This window comes from Clostridium sp. 19966 (assembly GCF_032335695.1).
Lineage (GTDB): Bacteria > Bacillota > Clostridia > Clostridiales > Clostridiaceae > JACTOJ01.
The window spans coordinates 1-17,776 of record NZ_JACTOJ010000001.1 but is presented as its reverse complement, the minus strand read 5'-3'; the positions used below and the strand labels follow the sequence as shown (position 1 = coordinate 17,776).

The 17,776-nt window shown below is 31.3% G+C and carries 14 protein-coding genes and 1 pseudogene; 1 reads left to right on the top strand and 14 read right to left on the bottom strand.

The features are described from left to right. Positions 1 to 43 precede the first annotated feature (43 nt). From IAI10_RS00075 to IAI10_RS00010, 14 genes are all read right to left on the bottom strand, one after another. A complete protein-coding gene (locus IAI10_RS00075; protein WP_315671259.1) occupies positions 44 to 1,516 on the bottom strand; it encodes an L-fucose/L-arabinose isomerase family protein in 1,473 nt (490 codons plus the stop codon). A gap of 67 nt (positions 1,517 to 1,583) precedes the next feature. Continuing rightward, a complete protein-coding gene (locus IAI10_RS00070; protein WP_315671258.1) occupies positions 1,584 to 2,207 on the bottom strand; it encodes a DUF4867 family protein in 624 nt (207 codons plus the stop codon). Positions 2,208 to 2,368: 161 nt separating this feature from the next. Beyond that, entirely contained in the window at positions 2,369 to 4,513 is a 2,145-nt protein-coding gene (locus IAI10_RS00065; RefSeq protein ID WP_315671257.1) for a peptidase domain-containing ABC transporter, read from the bottom strand. A 36-nt stretch (positions 4,514 to 4,549) separates the two neighbouring features. Next, the gene (locus tag IAI10_RS00060; RefSeq protein WP_315671256.1) at positions 4,550 to 7,672 is read right to left on the bottom strand and encodes a type 2 lanthipeptide synthetase LanM family protein; all 3,123 of its coding nucleotides are present in this window, start codon (positions 7,670 to 7,672) and stop codon (positions 4,550 to 4,552) included. 157 nt (positions 7,673 to 7,829) lie between these two features. Beyond that, a complete protein-coding gene (locus IAI10_RS00055; protein ID WP_315671255.1) occupies positions 7,830 to 8,024 on the bottom strand; it encodes a plantaricin C family lantibiotic in 195 nt (64 codons plus the stop codon). 521 nt (positions 8,025 to 8,545) lie between these two features. Further along, positions 8,546 to 9,670, bottom strand: coding sequence for a radical SAM protein (locus tag IAI10_RS00050; protein ID WP_315671254.1), 1,125 nt, complete (start codon positions 9,668 to 9,670; stop codon positions 8,546 to 8,548). 189 nt (positions 9,671 to 9,859) lie between these two features. Further along, positions 9,860 to 10,141, bottom strand: coding sequence for a hypothetical protein (locus IAI10_RS00045; RefSeq protein WP_315671253.1), 282 nt, complete (start codon positions 10,139 to 10,141; stop codon positions 9,860 to 9,862). Positions 10,142 to 10,189: 48 nt separating this feature from the next. Continuing rightward, positions 10,190 to 10,558: an SHOCT-like domain-containing protein gene (locus IAI10_RS00040; RefSeq protein WP_315671252.1), complete on the bottom strand. Its 369-nt coding sequence runs from the start codon at positions 10,556 to 10,558 to the stop codon at positions 10,190 to 10,192. A gap of 22 nt (positions 10,559 to 10,580) precedes the next feature. Beyond that, positions 10,581 to 10,943 carry a DUF2089 domain-containing protein gene (locus tag IAI10_RS00035; protein WP_315671251.1) on the bottom strand — a complete coding sequence of 121 codons (363 nt, stop codon included), beginning with the start codon at positions 10,941 to 10,943 and terminating at the stop codon, positions 10,581 to 10,583. Positions 10,944 to 11,233: 290 nt separating this feature from the next. Next, a complete protein-coding gene (locus tag IAI10_RS00030; protein ID WP_315671250.1) occupies positions 11,234 to 11,545 on the bottom strand; it encodes a type II toxin-antitoxin system RelE/ParE family toxin in 312 nt (103 codons plus the stop codon). Beyond that, positions 11,535 to 11,843 (bottom strand): type II toxin-antitoxin system Phd/YefM family antitoxin, encoded by a 309-nt coding sequence (locus tag IAI10_RS00025; RefSeq protein WP_315671249.1) that lies wholly within the window; start codon positions 11,841 to 11,843, stop codon positions 11,535 to 11,537. Before IAI10_RS00025 ends, IAI10_RS00030 begins: the two co-directional genes overlap by 11 nt. 229 nt (positions 11,844 to 12,072) lie before the next feature. Beyond that, complete coding sequence (locus IAI10_RS00020; protein WP_315671248.1) at positions 12,073 to 15,501, bottom strand: pyruvate carboxylase; 3,429 nt, start codon at positions 15,499 to 15,501, stop codon at positions 12,073 to 12,075. Positions 15,502 to 15,863: 362 nt separating this feature from the next. Continuing rightward, positions 15,864 to 16,799: a rhodanese-like domain-containing protein gene (locus tag IAI10_RS00015; RefSeq protein ID WP_315671247.1), complete on the bottom strand. Its 936-nt coding sequence runs from the start codon at positions 16,797 to 16,799 to the stop codon at positions 15,864 to 15,866. 95 nt (positions 16,800 to 16,894) lie between these two features. Next, positions 16,895 to 17,200 (bottom strand): hypothetical protein, encoded by a 306-nt coding sequence (locus IAI10_RS00010; protein ID WP_315671246.1) that lies wholly within the window; start codon positions 17,198 to 17,200, stop codon positions 16,895 to 16,897. A gap of 346 nt (positions 17,201 to 17,546) precedes the next feature. On the opposite strand from IAI10_RS00010, the pseudogene IAI10_RS00005 reads away from it, so the two are divergent. Then, positions 17,547 to 17,776: pseudogene (locus tag IAI10_RS00005) on the top strand (IS3 family transposase); the annotation flags it as partial.

The window sequence follows — 17,776 nt, the reverse complement described above, 5'->3', positions numbered from 1 at the left end:
AGACCTTAAATAATTTTTTCTATCTAGTTTTAAATATTAGTTATTAGCTAAAAGGATTTTCTGTTTTGTAAAGTGTTCCTTTAGGTTGATTAAAGCCAACTTCTTTAACTCCTAAATATCTGAATAAATTGTAGATTGCCTTTCCAAAGTGCCCAAATGCAACTGCTCCATGATGGGGATATCTTCCTTCGATTAATACATGACGATAGAACCTTCCCATTTGAGGAATTGCAAAAACTCCTATGGATCCAAAAGAGCGTGTTGCAACTGGTAAAACTTCTCCTTCAGCAACATAAGCAGTTAATTCTGCATCAGCATTGCTTTGTAATCTAAAGAATGTTATATCTCCTGGAACTATATCTCCTTCAAGAGTACCTCTAGTTATATTTGGTTCTTGATTTGGCTCTAAAGCTCTAGCCATAATCATTTGGTTCTTCATAGTTCCACAAGTTAACTTGCAAGAAGCTGTATTACCACAGTGGAATGCCATAAATGTATCCTTTAATGTATAATCAAACTTTCCTTTTATTTCAGTATCATACATGTCAGCTGGAACTGTGTTGTTTATGTCAAGTAATGTAACAACATCCTGGCTTATGCAAGTTCCAATATATTCACTTAATGCTCCATATATATCAACTTCGCAGGCTACTGGAATTCCCATAGCAGTTAAACGGCTGTTTACGTAGCATGGTACAAAACCAAACTGAGTTTGGAAAGAAGGCCAGCACTTGTTTGCAAATACTACATATTCTCTTGAACCCTTATGCTCTTCCATCCAGTCTAATAGAGTTATTTCATATTGAGCAAGCTTTGGAAGTATACCAGGCATTTTGTTTCCTTCGCCTAATTCTTTTTCCATGCTAGCTATTACTTCTGGAATTCTTGGATCATCTTTGTGATCATTGAAAGCTGCAAATAAATCTAATTCTGAGTTTTCTTCTATTTCAACACCTAAATTGTATAACTGCTTAATAGGTGCATTACAAGCTAAGAAATCCTGAGGTCTTGGTCCAAAAGATATTATCTTTAAATTCTTTAATCCAAGTATTGCATTAGCAACTGGTACAAATTCAGAAATCATATCTGCAACTTGACTAGCTGTTCCTACTGGATATTCAGGAATGTATGCCTTTATATTACGAAGAGCTAAGTTATAGCTTGCATTTAGCATCCCACAATAAGCATCTCCACGTCCGCCTATTAAATTATCTCCTGATTCTTCTGAAGCAGCTACAAACATAACTGGTCCATCAAATTCCTTAGCTAATAAAGTTTCAGCAGTTTCAGGTCCAAAGTTTCCAAGATATACTACTAAAGCATTAACTCCAGCTGCTTTAACTTCTGCTAAAGCCTTCTTCATATCCTTTTCATTTTCAACAGTTGTTAAGCATTCAAATATTTCTCCATTGTAGGCTTCAACTACTGCCTTTCTTCTAGTTTCTGAAAGCTCCATTGGGAAGCAATCTCTGCTTACTGCAACAATTCCTAATTTAACCTTTGGTGTGTTATTCATTGTAATTTCCTCCATCATATTATATTTTTATATAATTCGTTTACATTATTAATGCACTTTTTATAGTTTATTTTATTGAGATATTTTCTCCAACTAGACCTATAAATGCTCCCTGCTGTACTAAATCTGTATCCTTGTGACCAATTAACCATTTATTTTTAGCAAAAAGTAAAGCATCTTCTCCAATTTTTGCGGTTTTATTATCTAAAGGTAAATTTGTATCCCTAGGCAAAACTACAACACATTTAAAGCCTTCTTCATTCACATTACATGGTGCATAATGAAGTGTAGTAGCATAAACCTCGATTATAGTTCCAGCAGGAACCTTAAAAGCTTCAATTTTAGAGGTATCATAGAAGTAGTCCTCTTCAATATCTTGCTGGCTGCCTATAAGCAATATAAGATCAGTTACTGCTATATTAATTTCAGAGGAGCGATGATATTCAACTGCATTCAAAGAATAATTGTTACCATTACAATAACCTATTTGAATTGGCAGTTCTCCATATTCCCTATCTTGCAATTCCTTAGCAATACTTAGCTCTTCAAGCTCTTTAATTGATGGCTCGTATATTACTTCTTCCGGCAGTGGAGTATTTTTCATTTTTTCAATTATTTCTTTACAATCATAGTTTTTTAATACTTGTCCATACTTTTTAAACTCTTTGTCTGTAACGTTTTTAATAATCATATTTTTCATCCTTTCTCTAGGATTCCTCGATTTTTAAAATACTTTTTAAATGTCATTTAATAAGTTTATTTTAATTGTATTTTTAACTTTAGTCAATATGGTTTAGTAAACTTTTTCATAAAAAAATAAATTCTAAACTCAAAGGAGTAAAGAATTATTTTTTATATGGTTGATGAGTATAAGCTATAATAGTGTCCTTTTATTGCCATTAGATAGTCATGCTTCCCTTTCTCAACAATCTCACCATTTTTCATGACTATAATCTCATCTGCATCTTTTATTGTGGAAAGCCTATGAGCAATTATTATTTTTGTACAGCAGTTTTCTGTAAAATAATCCGAAATGATTTTCTCATTTATTGAATCTAAGGAACTGGTTGCTTCATCTAAAAGTATTATCTTCGGATTGTTAATTATTGCCCTGGCCAATGCTATTCTTTGACGTTGACCTCCCGATAGATTCACTCCCATTTCAGATACTAAAGTATTGTACTGCATTGGCATTTTTTCAATTTCTTCAGAAATATTTGCAATTTTAGCGGCATTGGTTACTGCCTGAAAACTTATTTTTTTATTATTTAGTGTAATATTATCGTAAATAGACTTATTAAATAAGGAAATGTCCTGTGGTACAATTCCCATTTGTTTTCGTAAATCCTTTTTATTTATTTTTTTCATATTAATATTATTATAAAAAATTTCACCTTCATAGGGTTCATATAATCCAGCAATTATTTTTGCCAAAGTGCTTTTTCCAGAACCTGACAAACCCACGATAGCTACACTTGTATTTTTATGAATATGTAAATTTATATTTTTTAAAACTTGTTCAGCTCCTTTTGAAAAAGCAAAAGAAACATTCTCTAGCCTTATATCTCCATCTATATCTAATGGTTTATCATTAACAATATCTTCCTCTACTTTCGTTTGAAAAATATCATTCATTCTTTCTAAATATGTCTTTGTTATAACAAATGAATTCCAATTAGCTATTATATTTGAGGCTACTGAGAAAAAAGAATTACTTAAGGAATAATATGATATTACTTTACCTATACTTATTAACTTTTGTGAATAGAAAAAAATACTTATAACCAAAATACAAAATGGAGATAGTGTACTAATAAACAAGGAAATAGCATTTATAAAATTTTTGAATTTTTCATTTGTTTTAAATTTAGATATATATATTTCATATTTATCCTTCCAGGTTTCTTGTATCTCATTTTCTATTGCACTCATCTTAATTCCAAGCATAGAGTAAAGAGTCTCAACTTGTATCCCCTGCAAATTACTTTGTTCATTTATAACGTTAGTATTATATTCTTGAATATAAGGTCTAAAGAAATATATAGTTATCAAATTTACAAGCATTAATAATAGCAATATCATTGTTAGCTTTTCTGATATGTTTGCCAAATATATTGCAATGAATAAACAAGCTCCAATATCAATAAACCAATTTATAATTTTCTCAGCTAATGTTTCTCTGACAACATTGCAACTATTCAAAGACAATAAAATGCTGCTTTTAGGCCGTTTATCAAAAAATTCATATGGAACTTTCAGCAACCTATGAAACATACCTCCATTTAACTGAGCATCTAAATTAATCCTGTATTTGAGAATAAAATTATTTTTTATATAACTAAAAAGAGAGTTGATTATTATTAGAAATACTAAAAAGATTATATATATATCCACATCCAAAGTTTTACTTAAATAAACAGCTTTATCAATTATTTTTTGGATAATGATTGGTATACTAATAGATGTAATGTAGCTAAATACTGAAACCAAAACTATTTTTGCTATAGTAAACTTATTTTTTACTAAAAGCTGCTTAAAATCTATTAAGTCATTATGTTGAGCTTTTCTTTTTTTAAAATTTTCATTAGGTTCTACCGTTAATACAACTCCTGAATAGTATTTTGTAAATACTTCATTATCTAATATTCTCCTGCCAAAAGCTGGGTCTACTATTGTAAATTTACTTTTTTTAATTTTTTCTAAAATCACAAAATGTTTGTTATCCCAAAAAATTATTGCTGGAAGCTTAATTAGTAATAAAGCTTTAATATCACATTTAAAGCCTCTGGCATCAAATTTTAATTCCTTAAGGGTATCCTTTAACTGCTTTAGCGTGACTCCATTTCTTCCTACATCAATATATTCTCTTAATTCATTTATTGTATAATTCGCACCATAATATTTAGCAACCATTGATATACAGCATATACCGCATTCAGTAGACTGAATTTGCTGGACAAAAGGAACTTTTTTCTTATAAAATTTATATATTTTCATGATCATTACCTTGCTTAAATAATTTTCTATTAAAACTTAATCTAACCAAAGAACTTGAGGCAGAGTATTATCCGTTATCTGTTGAATTAGAGAATAGCAATATCCTCCCATTCCCACAAGTAAGGCATAAACTTCAGCATCACCTAATATAGGCTTATTCCATTCTTTTTCTATATAATTTTTAAACAAACATGAAAAATTATAATTACATCTTTCATATAAGACTTTATCGTCTAAAACTTTTGCTGCAAAAGATAATATATTTATGTTTCCTAAATCTCCATGACAAAAAGTGCAATTATTCCCAAATCCCTTATCTTCAGTCATTTCTATTGCTACATCAATTTCATTATCTATACAGTCATCATAATAGCCTGATTTCTTAAGTATCAATCTAGAAAGTAATATTCCAGGAGCTCCATGACACCACCCAAAAGAAAATTTTTCTTTGTTAGCGTTTATATACCAGTTTCTATCCTTAGCGCTGTATAACAATCTTTCATAATTCAACAGCTTTTTAACTAAATCGATAATACTTTCATCTTTAGTAATTTTATACAAATGAATAATACTAGCTATTATTCCTGATGTTCCATGCCCAAAGCCGGTATATCCGCTGCAACCAAACTTTAATTCTGAATCATTTTCAATATTCTGTTTAATATCGTTATAAATTGCTTGTGCTGCTTTAAGTAATAATTGTTCTTTACCTTTATCATCTATAGAATTATGTATTGATAAAATAACACTTAAAAATCCAGACAAACCTGAAACAAAATCAAGATTTACAGTATCATATTCCACGTTTTCTAAAAATATAAAATTTATAAAATCCACTGCTTTATCCATATAAGAAGGTATATTTAGGAGCTTTCCTGTATAAAACATAGAATAAATCATACCACTTAATCCATTAAAAGCTCCAACACTGATATTTATTTTTTTTATATTCTCAGAATATAGTTCATTTATAAACGCATTAATAGGCTCTAAAGCTTCTATAGCAGCAGTTCTATATACTTTTTCTTTTGTTACATATGACAAAGATGCAAATACAAAGGCTAATCCACTATTTCCTCTATATAAATCCATTCCTATATTTGAAATATTAGTATATGCTTCATCTTTACCAATTATTATAGGACCAATCCAACTTCTATCAATTACACCATTCTTATTGCCTTTAATACTTCTTTCCAGTATTCTTAATCCAATTTCTCTAGCAACATTAAGATATGAATCACTATCAATACTATAATTCAAAGGAATTTCTTCAAAGCCGTTTTTAAAAGCTTTTTGCCTGTAGTTTTCTAAGTCATCAACTTTAGTATATAGATAACAAAAATCAATAATTGAAAGCTGCAACCTTAAATCATTTTCACAAAAATCAGAAATTTTATTTATTGCATTCTCTAAAGGAGATGTGGAAAATTTAAAATTCTTAACCATTCTATTTTTAGAATCATAAAGAAAAGTACTATTTGTAAATGTATAAAAATACGGTATATCACCATTTATTAGATCTTCATACTCATGTGTCAATATAAAATTATGTTCTTTATTAAATACGGATAATGAGATTCTTCTAAGTAGTATATTGCGATCTATTTCACTTGAAGCAACTTCTGGATGATAACTAGATCTAAGCAATCTTCCGTACAAAGAAGTGGATTTTGGTATATAACGACATTCTACATTAGCAAACAATTCAACAATTTTCCTCTTATACATATCTTTATTTGTTGCAATCCATTTATAAACTTCAATAAAACCTTTTTTTAAATCCTGTATAAACTTTTCAGAAGATATAATTTCTCCTCCAATAATTGGGTTATTTTTTTCAGGTAATGAAGTTCCATAATTACGTACAACTTTTATGAAATCACTATTACTATTTATTATAAAATCTGATTTATATGGATTTTTTTGTGCTTTAGCTGCTCCTAATCCACCCAATTCATATAAGAAATCTCCATTTACAACATGAGTAGGTAAAAAATGCATACTAGCCACAGATTTATCTAAAATTCTGACAATTTTATTTATTGCGCCTTCAAATCCGTCCAACACTTCAGCTCTCATCAATGTTTCTAAATCAATTAATATTGGAAATTCTCCACATGCTATAAGATTTTCGAAATGAAAGTCAGTAGCATTTATTGAATACAAGATACAAAGTAGTTGTCCCATGCGAATATAAAAGCTTCTCACATGATTAAAACTTAAACATTCATTATAGTCTACCATCTCCATCCAACCATTAATAGAATCTATTGAATATGATTTTGGAGATTTTAATTGCAAAAAGTCACAAATTTTTTTGGAATTAAACCATTCAATTAATTTATAAAAGCTACTAACCATGCCTAACGAGTGTGGTTTATATATAATTGCTTTTTCTTCAAAATTCAATGTAACTACAGTCTTCCCCTGACAATGTGAGTCTCCAAGTCCAATAAATATATTAGTTAATTTACCAAGTTTAATTCCTTGGCAAACATTATTTTCAATATCCATAATGTTACTCTTAGTTTTTTCTATAATTTCAAAAATATAATTAATAGTTTCTCTTGTCTTTAAAATAACTAATTTTGTTAACGCAATGTATTTGTAGTATATCGCTTTTAAATAATTACTATCTAAAAGTAACGTCTCACAAAAATATTTATATCTATTTTCTGAGGAATCCCCCACTAATAAACCATTTTCTCTGCAAGCATTTACTTCTAATACCATAATTTTATATGTCATTGAATATATATTTTGAGATACTTGAATTATTATGCTCATGATTAAATCTTCTGAGTTTTTTATAAAATTCTTATCATTTAACTCATTAATTTTATCTGAAAAATAATACGTTATAATTGGTAGTGAATAATTAGCAAATGGATTTTGAAAAAAATCTTTTTTATGCTTAACTATTAGTTCATTTATTTTATTATCATATTTAACTTTTTCTATTATATTTTCAATCTCATCATCCTTTTTTTCGCTCATTAAACTACGTGATAAATTCATTACTGTTAAATCAATTTTTGAAATTTTATTTATTACTTCTTCAAATTCAGCGTCATTGGATACTTCTTGAAAATAACTTCTCCATCTTAAAATATTTTTACTACGCTTACAATTTAAATTTATAGTTTCTTTTGTCATCATCACTTCTCCCAACTAGATATATTTCTAAAAAATTGATTGTAAATACACAGTTTTATATATGAAAAGTTTAAATTAAATCAACTTTAATTTAAACTTCATGAAGAAGTCATTTTTAGTATTTAAAAATGACTTCTCTTGAAATTTAATTAGTAATTTAGCATGATACAGATAAATTGCATTCGGCTGATAAAGTACAGAATGCTCCTGGTCCTGCTACAGTAGCTTCCCTAGCTTGCTCTTGTGAATGTCCCCAGCTTGAGTTTGCCATCCCTCCAGCTATTTTATTCATGTCTTGCTCCTGTAGTTCTTCAACCAAGCTTCCAATTACATTGTTTGATTTCATATCCATTTCTCTTCACCCTTTCCGTAAATATTTCTGTAAATAGATTGATTATCGTAATTATAAAAGTATATTTATATGTTATTTTTATACTTTTATGTTAAATAATATATTTACGCATATATATTACCATATTTTGTATTTTAATTAAATATTTTAATTATTTCAGATTAATTTACCAAGTGACATTTATATTTATTTTTAAACAATATAAATTAAAATAACATAATAAAAGTAATAGAAATGAATAGATTTATGTCTATTTATTATCCTTATTGCCCTACTAATCATAAAAGAAAATTAGCACTAATAAAATATATATTATAAAAGGCTTTTTATTATGTAAAGAAAGGACATGTAAGTTTTCACTCCCATGTCCTCAATTGTATAAAGTTCTATTTTTTTATCTTACAATTTAATTACTTTTTTCTTAATCCTTGTCTGCATCATAGATTCTATTTTTATAAAAGCATTTTGTGCTTCCTCATAAAAATATTTCTAGACTTAAAAAACTAAGCTGTAAAATTTTTCTAAAAAATCAACTCACCTGCTTTATAGCCAGCAGGCAATTCTTCTTCATTTAAAAATTTAAAATTGTCATCGTGCAGTATTGGTAAAAACACTTCGTAGGGCATCCTTGAGAACTCACAGGCATAATCACTGGCTCCAAACCACTTGCCTTCTTTACTGCTCAGATTCAAGCCTCTAGCAAATTTTGTATGGTTTGAGCAATCATGAACCGCTAAATCCCAGTTTTCTTCATCAGCTATCTTCATAAATTTCAAAGTTAATTCCCTGCTCCAAATAGGAGATATGTAGCCCTGTCTGGAAATATACATGTTCTCTCCATAGTAATTGTTTATATTATTCTCATTTAGATGTAATTCTGCACAATTTATAAAATCCAGCTTCGTATCTAAAATCTCTTGCTTTTTCTTAAAAAATACTTCAAAAAACTCTGGAGTCATTGGAGTTTCAATACCCACATTTTTAATATATTTTTTGGCTATCCCAATATTCTTAATAACTTTGTCTGAACAATTGGAAGCGCCCAGATTGAAACGCAGCTCATCAAGACCAGCTTCACCTAATGCTTTCAAGGTGTCCTCAGTAGCTAAGGTGCCATTTGTGTATAGATGCTGATGAATTCCTGCAGCACTAAATTTCTTTATAATTGAATAGTATTTTTCAATTTCCATGAATGGCTCTAAATAAACATAGGAAATACCAGTTGGTTTCTGGTGGATAGAAAGGAGTAAATCAATATCTTTTTCATAAAATTTTGTGCCTCCGATTTCCCACATGCCTTCGCCAATAGGAGCAATATCCTCTAGTTCTCCATAATTATAGCAAAACTTACACTGTAAGTTACATTTATTTGTTTTCCTAATTGCACTCAATCCAGTTCCAAGTAAGCAAGAACGACATCCTTTTGCGAATTTGCTTTCATTTCCCACAAAAAAAGTTCTATTCTCTAAGGTTTTTAAGCCTTTAATTTCTGACATTAGCCTATCATTTCTATCATCAATGGCCGCCTCAATTTGCGCAAAGGTAGCATAAATGATTTCTTGCTGCTTTGTCATAACTTCCTCGTCCTCTGGCAATATTGAAAAAAATTCAAACCATTGCAACGCATCCTTCTTTGAAATCTTCATAATGTATCCTCCTATATTTACTCGCTATTAGATTTTACCACATCTTTACCCTTTAGATAATGATGATGTATATAAAAATGAAAATTTTTATTTTTACAGCAAAGCAAAATTTGGCTACAAACGACAAAAAAGCAGCATTTATGGCTGCTTCTCTCTGGTTTTATTTCCAAAACATGATCCAAAAGTGAATTACAGAGTTATGGTTACTTCATCGCCATCCGCTGACGTAACTTCCACCAATTTTAGACCTCTGTAGCCCCTTAGATATTTTATACTCTTGGCAAGTTCATCAAAATCTATGCAATCAATTATGTCCCTTTGCTGCTGATTAAGCTTCTTTCCAGATTTCTCTATAGCATAGGAAGCTATCCGACATCCTAAACTTGCAATACTCAAAGGTATGGGAATAAAAAAGCTCTTACCATTTTTTTCTCTTATATAAATTCTCATTTCAACAATTCCCTTCCGCATTCCTTTTTCTCCACAGAAGAATTATTACTACCTGTGCCTCCAATGCTGTTATTCAACAATAATCTCTACGTTGTCCCCTTTTTCACTTTTCACATCTACGATCTTACCGTCCAGCCCGTCACTTACAGCCTGAAGGATAGCCTGAATATCTATATCCTCTAAACCTTCTACCCCTTCTACCTTAGGTACTCTATTAATAGCTCCTCCTATGGTTTTTATGAACTTAACGGGTATATTTATATTTACATTGTCCCCATTTTGTGAATTAACTCTAATCTTTAGCATTTTATCTGAGTTAATTACTGCAGGAATATTATTTTTAGAAGCATATAACACCTCTATAAGTTCTCCCGCTTTCTGCGCATCAATTTTTCCCTCTTCCAGCATATTTAATACCTTCATAATTTCGTCATTCATTTAATCCAACTCCCCTTTATAATTATTTTTTTAATAAATTTAATGCCTGCTCTGCTGTAATTTCTCCTTTCTCAAGCTTATCAATTACTTCTGAGCTGTTATCTGCTTTCTCTCTAATAGGTACATACCCCAGTGAAGCAATTAAATCTTCAATTTTGCTTCGAACTGTAGGATAAGATATTCCAAGTTCCTTTTCAACATCCTTAATATTGCCCCTGCATTTTATAAAAACTTCTGCAAAATTTAGTTGATCCATGGTAAGGTAAGAAAACTTAGAAAGCTCGAAGTCATTCTCAATTACAGTATTACATTTTTTGCATGTTAATTTTGTAACTGTAAGCTTGGAATTACATACAGGACATTGAGTTAATATTCTATAAGCCATACAAATCACTCTCCATAATTATATTATACTACTAATATTTATTTTTTCAATATATTGATTAATTTATTTTATATATTTTTATTTATTAATTAATTATTTTAATTAGTTTATTAATTTTTTTATAATTGGTTATAATTAAAAAGAAAGATATACTCAAATGGCTTGAGGATACATAAAACACAAAAAAGGCTAGATTTCTCTAACCTTTATATTTCAGCCTATTATTCCAAGCATTCCACCTTAAATGGTAGAAAAGCATCCAGATTTAACCTAAAAGCTTTGTTCAGCTTTCATATCAAATTACGATATTCTCTTCTCCCATCTACAATGGCATATACAATGACTAACTTATCTGACTCATTTATCTTATAAAAAATAAGATGTCTTTCAACGATCAATACTCTGTACCCTTGCTTTTTTAAAATGGAATATTTCGGGGTGCTTCCTAACTCTGGAAACTCTTGAAGACGATTGATTGCTGTTTCAATCTTGTCTAGATATTCAAGTGCGATATTAACATCACCATTGTCACCCGCAATGTAAAAAATGATTTTGCGAAGCTGCTCCTCTGCTTTATCCGTTCGTAATATTTTATAAATCATCCAACTTTCCGCCTTCCTCGAAAGCTTGCTTCCTTTCCAGTAAGGATGCACGAAGATCGTCAAATGAATCCTGCATCGATGCCAATCTTCCATTTCTTACATCATCTTCTGCCTCTGCAAGTGTTCTGAGTAGCTCCAGTTCCGATTTCATCTGATAGTAATCCTGCAATCCAAGAACTGCTGTATCACCTCGTCCATTTACAGTAATAATAACGGCATCTCTTGATTCTTTGCACTGCTTGGAGATTTCACTATAATGATTTCTTAAATCCGCCGATGGTCTGATTGCTGCTTCCATGCTATCACCTCATTTCGATATTTTCATAGTCATATAATATCATGATATGACTATTTCTTCAAGTTATTATTTTTGTTGGCTCTGTTTTAAATAAGTGTTGATTTTTACATTGATTTAAAACATTCATAACTCTTTTCTTCCACTTGCTTAGTGAGTGGTTTTTATTTGTTACATAATCAAAATGCCATGATTAATCTTTAAATTAACCATGGCATTTTTCTATGCTTCTCTATTTAAGCCTTAGTAGTAGTTCTCCAGAGCCTACTTGCTGGCCTTCTTTTACATTGATTTCAGTTACCTCACCACTTACTGATGCTGTTACTCTTGTTTCCATTTTCATTGCTTCAACAATTATTAGCGCATCATTTTCCTTAACTTTATCCCCTTCCTTAACTAGAACAGATAAAATTGTTCCTGGTATTGGTGCTCCAATTTCATTGGGATTGTCGGCATCTGCAAATTTAGTTTCAATTACCTCATTAAGTCTCTTGCTGTTTTTATCTTTAATCTTAATCTCTCTTCTAAATCCATCTACCTCGAAAAATAAAGTTCTGTTTCCTTCTTGGTCTACTGAGCTTACTTTAATTAATTTGGTTATAAAGCTCTTTCCATTTGAAACTTCAACTTCTGATGTCTCTCCTTCAGCTAGTCCGTGGAAGAAAACATCGCTTCCCATACAGCTTAAATCTCCAAATTGTTTTCTATATTTTAAGTATCCTTCAAATACATCTGGATATAAAGCATAACTTAGCTTATCCTTCATGGTTGGCTCAAAACTGTACTTTCTCTTTAAATATTCGCCTATTTTATCAAAGTCCTCTGGTTCTAAAAGTTCTCCAGGTCTACATGTTATCGGTTCTTCCCCTTTTAACACAAGCTTTTGAAGCTTTTCTGGAAAACCATCCATAGGCTGCCCCATCATACCTTTAAAATATGAAACTACAGAATCAGGAAATGCTAGATTTACAGCTTTTTCATATATGTTTTCTTTTGTGAGACCATTTTGGACCATGAATATTGCAAAGTCACCAACCATTTTAGATGAAGGTGTAACTTTTACTATATCCCCAACTAATTCGTTAACTTCTTTATACATCTTTTTAACTTCATTAAATTTATGTCCAAGACCAAAGCTCTCAACTTGTGGCTTTAAATTTGAGTATTGACCTCCTGGAATCTCATATTCATAAATTTCTGCTGAGCCAGATATAAGTTCAGACTCAAATTTATAATATACAGGTCTAACTGCTGACCAGTAATCAGAAATCTGCTGTATTCCATTTAAATCTATACCAGTATCTCTTCTGGTATTCTTTAATGCAGCAACTACTGAGTTAAGTGCTGGCTGGCTTGTTAAGCCTGACATACTGTTAAATGCAGTATCAACAATATCAACTCCTGCCTCTGCGGCCATTATCACTGTTGCAACTCCATTTCCTGTAGTGTCATGTGTATGAAGATGTATTGGCATACCAACTTCTTCTTTCAATGCTTTAACAAGCTTAAAAGCAGCATGTGGTTTTAAAAGAGCAGACATATCCTTAATTCCTAAAATATGCGCACCTGTCTTTTCAATTTCCTTTGCTAAGTTTACATAGTAATTTAAATTATATTTTTCTCTTTTATCGTCTAAAATATCTCCAGTGTAGCATATACAAGCTTCTGCAATCTTACCGCTCTTTAACACTTCATCTATAGATACTTCCATTCCCTTAAGCCAGTTTAATGAATCGAAAATTCTAAATACATCAATTCCACTTTCGGCGGATTCTCTAATAAATTCACGTATCACGTTATCAGGATAGTTTTTATATCCAACCCCATTAGCTCCACGCACAAGCATTTGGAATAATACATTTGGGATCGCTTTTCTTAGCTTTCTAAGCCTCTCCCAAGGTGACTCATTTAAAAAGCGATAAGAAACATCAAAAGTTGCTCCTCCCCACATTTCAAGAGAGAATAAATCTTTTCCATATACAGATGTGGGCTGTGCTATTTTTAGCATATCTCTAGTTCTAACTCTAGTTGCCATAAGAGATTGATTTGCATCCCTCATTGTAGTATCTGTAAGTAAAAGCTTTTTTTGATCCTTTATCCAGCTTAAAAGTCCAGCTGTACCTTTAGTATCTAATATTTGTTTTGTTCCGCATAAACCACTTGGCGTTTCTATCTTAGGAACTACTGGTACGTCATATTCTCTCTTTTCACCTTTAGTTTCGTTAACCACCTTATCTCCAATGAACTTTAATATTCTGCTTTCTTCATCAGCTTTAGGTGAAACATCAATCAAATCAGGATTTTCATCAATAAATCCAGTATCACATTTTCCAGCTAAGAATGTAGGATGATTAAGTACATTTATCAAAAATCCAATGTTGGTCTTTACACCAACGATATTAGTTTCTTCTAATGCTCTGATGGATTTTCTTATAGCATCCTTAAAGGTTTTGCCAAGAGATATATTCTTTACGAGGAGACTATCATAATAAGGAGTTATTACTGCCCCCGCAAATCCATTGCCTCCATCCAGTCTTATTCCATTACCAGAACTAGTTCTATACACTTCTATTTTACCTGTATCTGGCGCAAAGTTATTTACAGGATCCTCTGTTGTGATTCTGCACTGAATTGAATATCCTCTTGGCTTTATGTCATCTTGTGATTTTATGCCAACTTCTTCTGAATCAAGTCTATGTCCTTCAGCGATTAATATTTGACTTTGAACAATATCAATGCCTGTAATCATTTCTGTTATTGTATGTTCTACCTGCACTCTTGGATTCATTTCTATAAAGTAATGATTTCCGTGCATATCAACTAAAAACTCTAATGTTCCAGCACTCCTATAGCCAACGGATTTAGCTATTTTAAGTGCATCCTCACAAATCTGTTTTCTTTTTTCATCTGAAATTGAAAATGCAGGTGCTATCTCAACTACCTTCTGATGCCTTCTTTGGATCGAACAGTCTCTTTCATAAAGGTGAACAATATTTCCATATTTATCTCCAAGCACTTGAACCTCAATATGCTTTGGTTTTTGTAAATATTTTTCCATGAAAATAGTATCGATTCCAAATGCCTTTTTTGCTTCGCTTTTAGCGCTCAAAAATGAAGCTTCTAAATCTTCTTCACCTCTAACTATTCTCATGCCTCTTCCACCGCCGCCGGCTGCTGCCTTAAGCATTATTGGATAGCCACATTCTAATGCAAGTTTTTTTGCTTCTTCTACAGTTTTTATATCAATTTCAAAACCTGGAATGGTTGGTACTCCTACTGAATGTGCCACAATTTTAGATTTTATTTTGTCACCAAGCTTCTCCATCATTTCAGCAGTAGGTCCTATGAACTCAATACCTGCTTCTTCACATTTTCTAGCAAATTCAGCATTTTCAGATAAGAATCCATAACCAGGATGTATAGCATCTACACCTTTTTTAATTGCAAGATTTATAATTTCTTCAATATCCAAATAAGCTTCTACTGGACTTTTATTCTCCCCAACTAAATATGCCTCATCTGCTTTCGTTCTAAATAAGGAATACTTATCTTCATTAGAGTAAATTGCAACAGTCCTTATGCCCAGTTCTTTACAAGCTCTAAATATTCTTATTGCTATTTCGCCTCTATTAGCAACTAATACTCTTTTAAATTCGCTCATTTTTGGCCCCCTATTATTTTTCTTCCTAACTAATAAAATAACTGGTTTTTCAGTAAAATGCAATATGTTTTTGCGATTTTATGCATTTTTTGTTGGTTTTTATGAAGTTATCGAGATAAAATGAAATTTTCTGACAATTATTGTTGCATTTTATACTTAACTAGATAACTAGTTTTCTAGATTTCTAGATTTCTAGTTCATTAATTAAGCTCCTGACGTTACTCTACATTACTTTTAAAGTTAGAAAAAAACGAGCCCTCTCGGGCTCGTCAGCAATATACTTTCCTAGACTTTAAAATTCTCTGTTAATGGTCTAATTTATTATTATCTTTAATTATAGCTTTAAAATCAAATGTATAATATTACGTAGATAAATTATAATGATACTGCTCTATACCTAGAATTGTGTAAATTCTGCTATAACCTGCATCTATAAGTACTTGTGCAGCTACAGAACTCTTATACCCCCTTTGGCAATAAAGTATTAATGGAGTATCCTTTCTATCACATACCGAGAACGGGTTATTCGATATATCATGTAATGGTATACAAACACTTCCCTGTATATGCCCTGTCTTGTAATCCTCATTAGTCCGCACATCAACAAGCATTGCAGTATTATCATTTAATATCAACTCCCATGCTTCATCGGGTGATAGATTTTTACTTTTAAATTCTCTGCCCTCAGTCTTGGAAATACGCTGATCCCTATCAAGCATTCTTACAACAACTGCTGCAGCTTCCGCGCGAGTAATAATTCCCACAGCATCAAGCACGTTATTGTTACGCCCGAGCATTATACCTTTAACATACATCTGTGCTATGTGCATAACACAGGTATGGCACAAATATAAGTCCCTAAGATTTTCTGCCGCCGACCATTCATTCTCATCTCTTTCTCCGAATTCCATTAAAAGCGCTTCATGAACTATTCTTGCAGCTGAACGGCGCTCAATCGGTTTGCTTATATTTGCTATATCATAGTCCCCTATTATCCCCTTATACAACGCATAGTCCATGTATCCTGATGACCAACCGTCACGCGTTGGCTCTATATTGCCTTTACTACTTCTAATTATCATTGTCACAAACTGTTCAGTAGTAACATTATCCTCAGGATGAAATAAGCCGTCATTCATCTCAGAAATAATACCACGTTCTATAAGCTTTAATACATATACTTTAGCCCAATGATTATCAATATCAGAAAAATATTTGTCTACCTCATCGGCATATGCGGAACTCAAATTAAGCTTCGCAACACCAAAGTCTATCGCTGTTTGCAGTAATTTTTTCATATTATAAATCCTTTTTTAACATTACTAAAGTTGATGGTTTTACCGTTCAAGTGGAGTTTTGAACTGTTATAACAACAGAATACATAATCAACATATTAAACAGGAGTAACCTTTATGGCTACATTGTCATAGGCGTCAATGCCTGTAACAGAAAAGATTCTTGAAGTGTTCATTGTCTTATCACCTGTCCATAAGTCCGTTATGCAGAAGCTTACAGCATTTTTAAATTTATCAGCATTGACTATTTTGTGATCGATATAATCGATAATGCAGTCTACATCAACCGAATGCTCCTTCGTATCCCTTGAGTCGCTGATATTTATAAAGGACAGTGCAATATCTCCATTGGCAAGAGACTTTACAATAATATCAACACGATTATTATTAGTAATATATCTCATAAGCCCCTAAATTGATTTGGACAATCGCCTATATATTTATTATAATGTAGAAAGTGATTGGAGGTAAACTATGAGAGGAAGAACTTATACAAAGGAACTGAAAGAAGAAATATTAAGAGAAGTTAAAGAAGTAGGAAATGTATCACTTGTTTCAATGAGATAAAGGGCTAGAGAGTGAATTAACAGATATAACAAAGGAGAATGATCAGCTAAAGAAGCTTCTAGGAGAGAAGGACTTAGAAATAGCCATACTTAAGGACTTAATAAAAAAATCAAACCCTCAATTAAAGATAAAGTAGAAATAGCTAAAAAATATGTAGATCAAGGATATAACGCAGTATCTGTCTTGAAGGTGGTCAAGCTTGGTAGATCCACATATTATTACAATTTGAGTATTGAAGGAAAAGAAAAGATAAAACCTAAAGGCGGTAAGCCTAGGGGATATAGTCTAGATAAGGAAGCTAAGAAGATATGCGATGAGCAAATCAAAGAATTTATTATGGAGTCAATTGATGGGGATGCTGCTGATTATGGCTACAGAAAAATAACCTATCACCTAAGGAAATATTACAGCCT

Bases quoted from the DNA above. Each gene is read 5' to 3' on its own strand.
- IAI10_RS00075 (WP_315671259.1), bottom strand. From the start codon at position 1,516: ATGAATAACACACCAAAGGTTAAATTAGGAATTGTTGCAGTAAGCAGA.
- IAI10_RS00070 (WP_315671258.1), bottom strand. From the start codon at position 2,207: ATGATTATTAAAAACGTTACAGACAAAGAGTTTAAAAAGTATGGACAA.
- IAI10_RS00065 (WP_315671257.1), bottom strand. From the start codon at position 4,513: ATGAAAATATATAAATTTTATAAGAAAAAAGTTCCTTTTGTCCAGCAA.
- IAI10_RS00060 (WP_315671256.1), bottom strand. From the start codon at position 7,672: ATGACAAAAGAAACTATAAATTTAAATTGTAAGCGTAGTAAAAATATT.
- IAI10_RS00055 (WP_315671255.1), bottom strand. From the start codon at position 8,024: ATGGATATGAAATCAAACAATGTAATTGGAAGCTTGGTTGAAGAACTA.
- IAI10_RS00050 (WP_315671254.1), bottom strand. From the start codon at position 9,670: ATGAAGATTTCAAAGAAGGATGCGTTGCAATGGTTTGAATTTTTTTCA.
- IAI10_RS00045 (WP_315671253.1), bottom strand. From the start codon at position 10,141: ATGCGGAAGGGAATTGTTGAAATGAGAATTTATATAAGAGAAAAAAAT.
- IAI10_RS00040 (WP_315671252.1), bottom strand. From the start codon at position 10,558: ATGAATGACGAAATTATGAAGGTATTAAATATGCTGGAAGAGGGAAAA.
- IAI10_RS00035 (WP_315671251.1), bottom strand. From the start codon at position 10,943: ATGGCTTATAGAATATTAACTCAATGTCCTGTATGTAATTCCAAGCTT.
- IAI10_RS00030 (WP_315671250.1), bottom strand. From the start codon at position 11,545: ATGATTTATAAAATATTACGAACGGATAAAGCAGAGGAGCAGCTTCGC.
- IAI10_RS00025 (WP_315671249.1), bottom strand. From the start codon at position 11,843: ATGGAAGCAGCAATCAGACCATCGGCGGATTTAAGAAATCATTATAGT.
- IAI10_RS00020 (WP_315671248.1), bottom strand. From the start codon at position 15,501: ATGAGCGAATTTAAAAGAGTATTAGTTGCTAATAGAGGCGAAATAGCA.
- IAI10_RS00015 (WP_315671247.1), bottom strand. From the start codon at position 16,799: ATGAAAAAATTACTGCAAACAGCGATAGACTTTGGTGTTGCGAAGCTT.
- IAI10_RS00010 (WP_315671246.1), bottom strand. From the start codon at position 17,200: ATGAGATATATTACTAATAATAATCGTGTTGATATTATTGTAAAGTCT.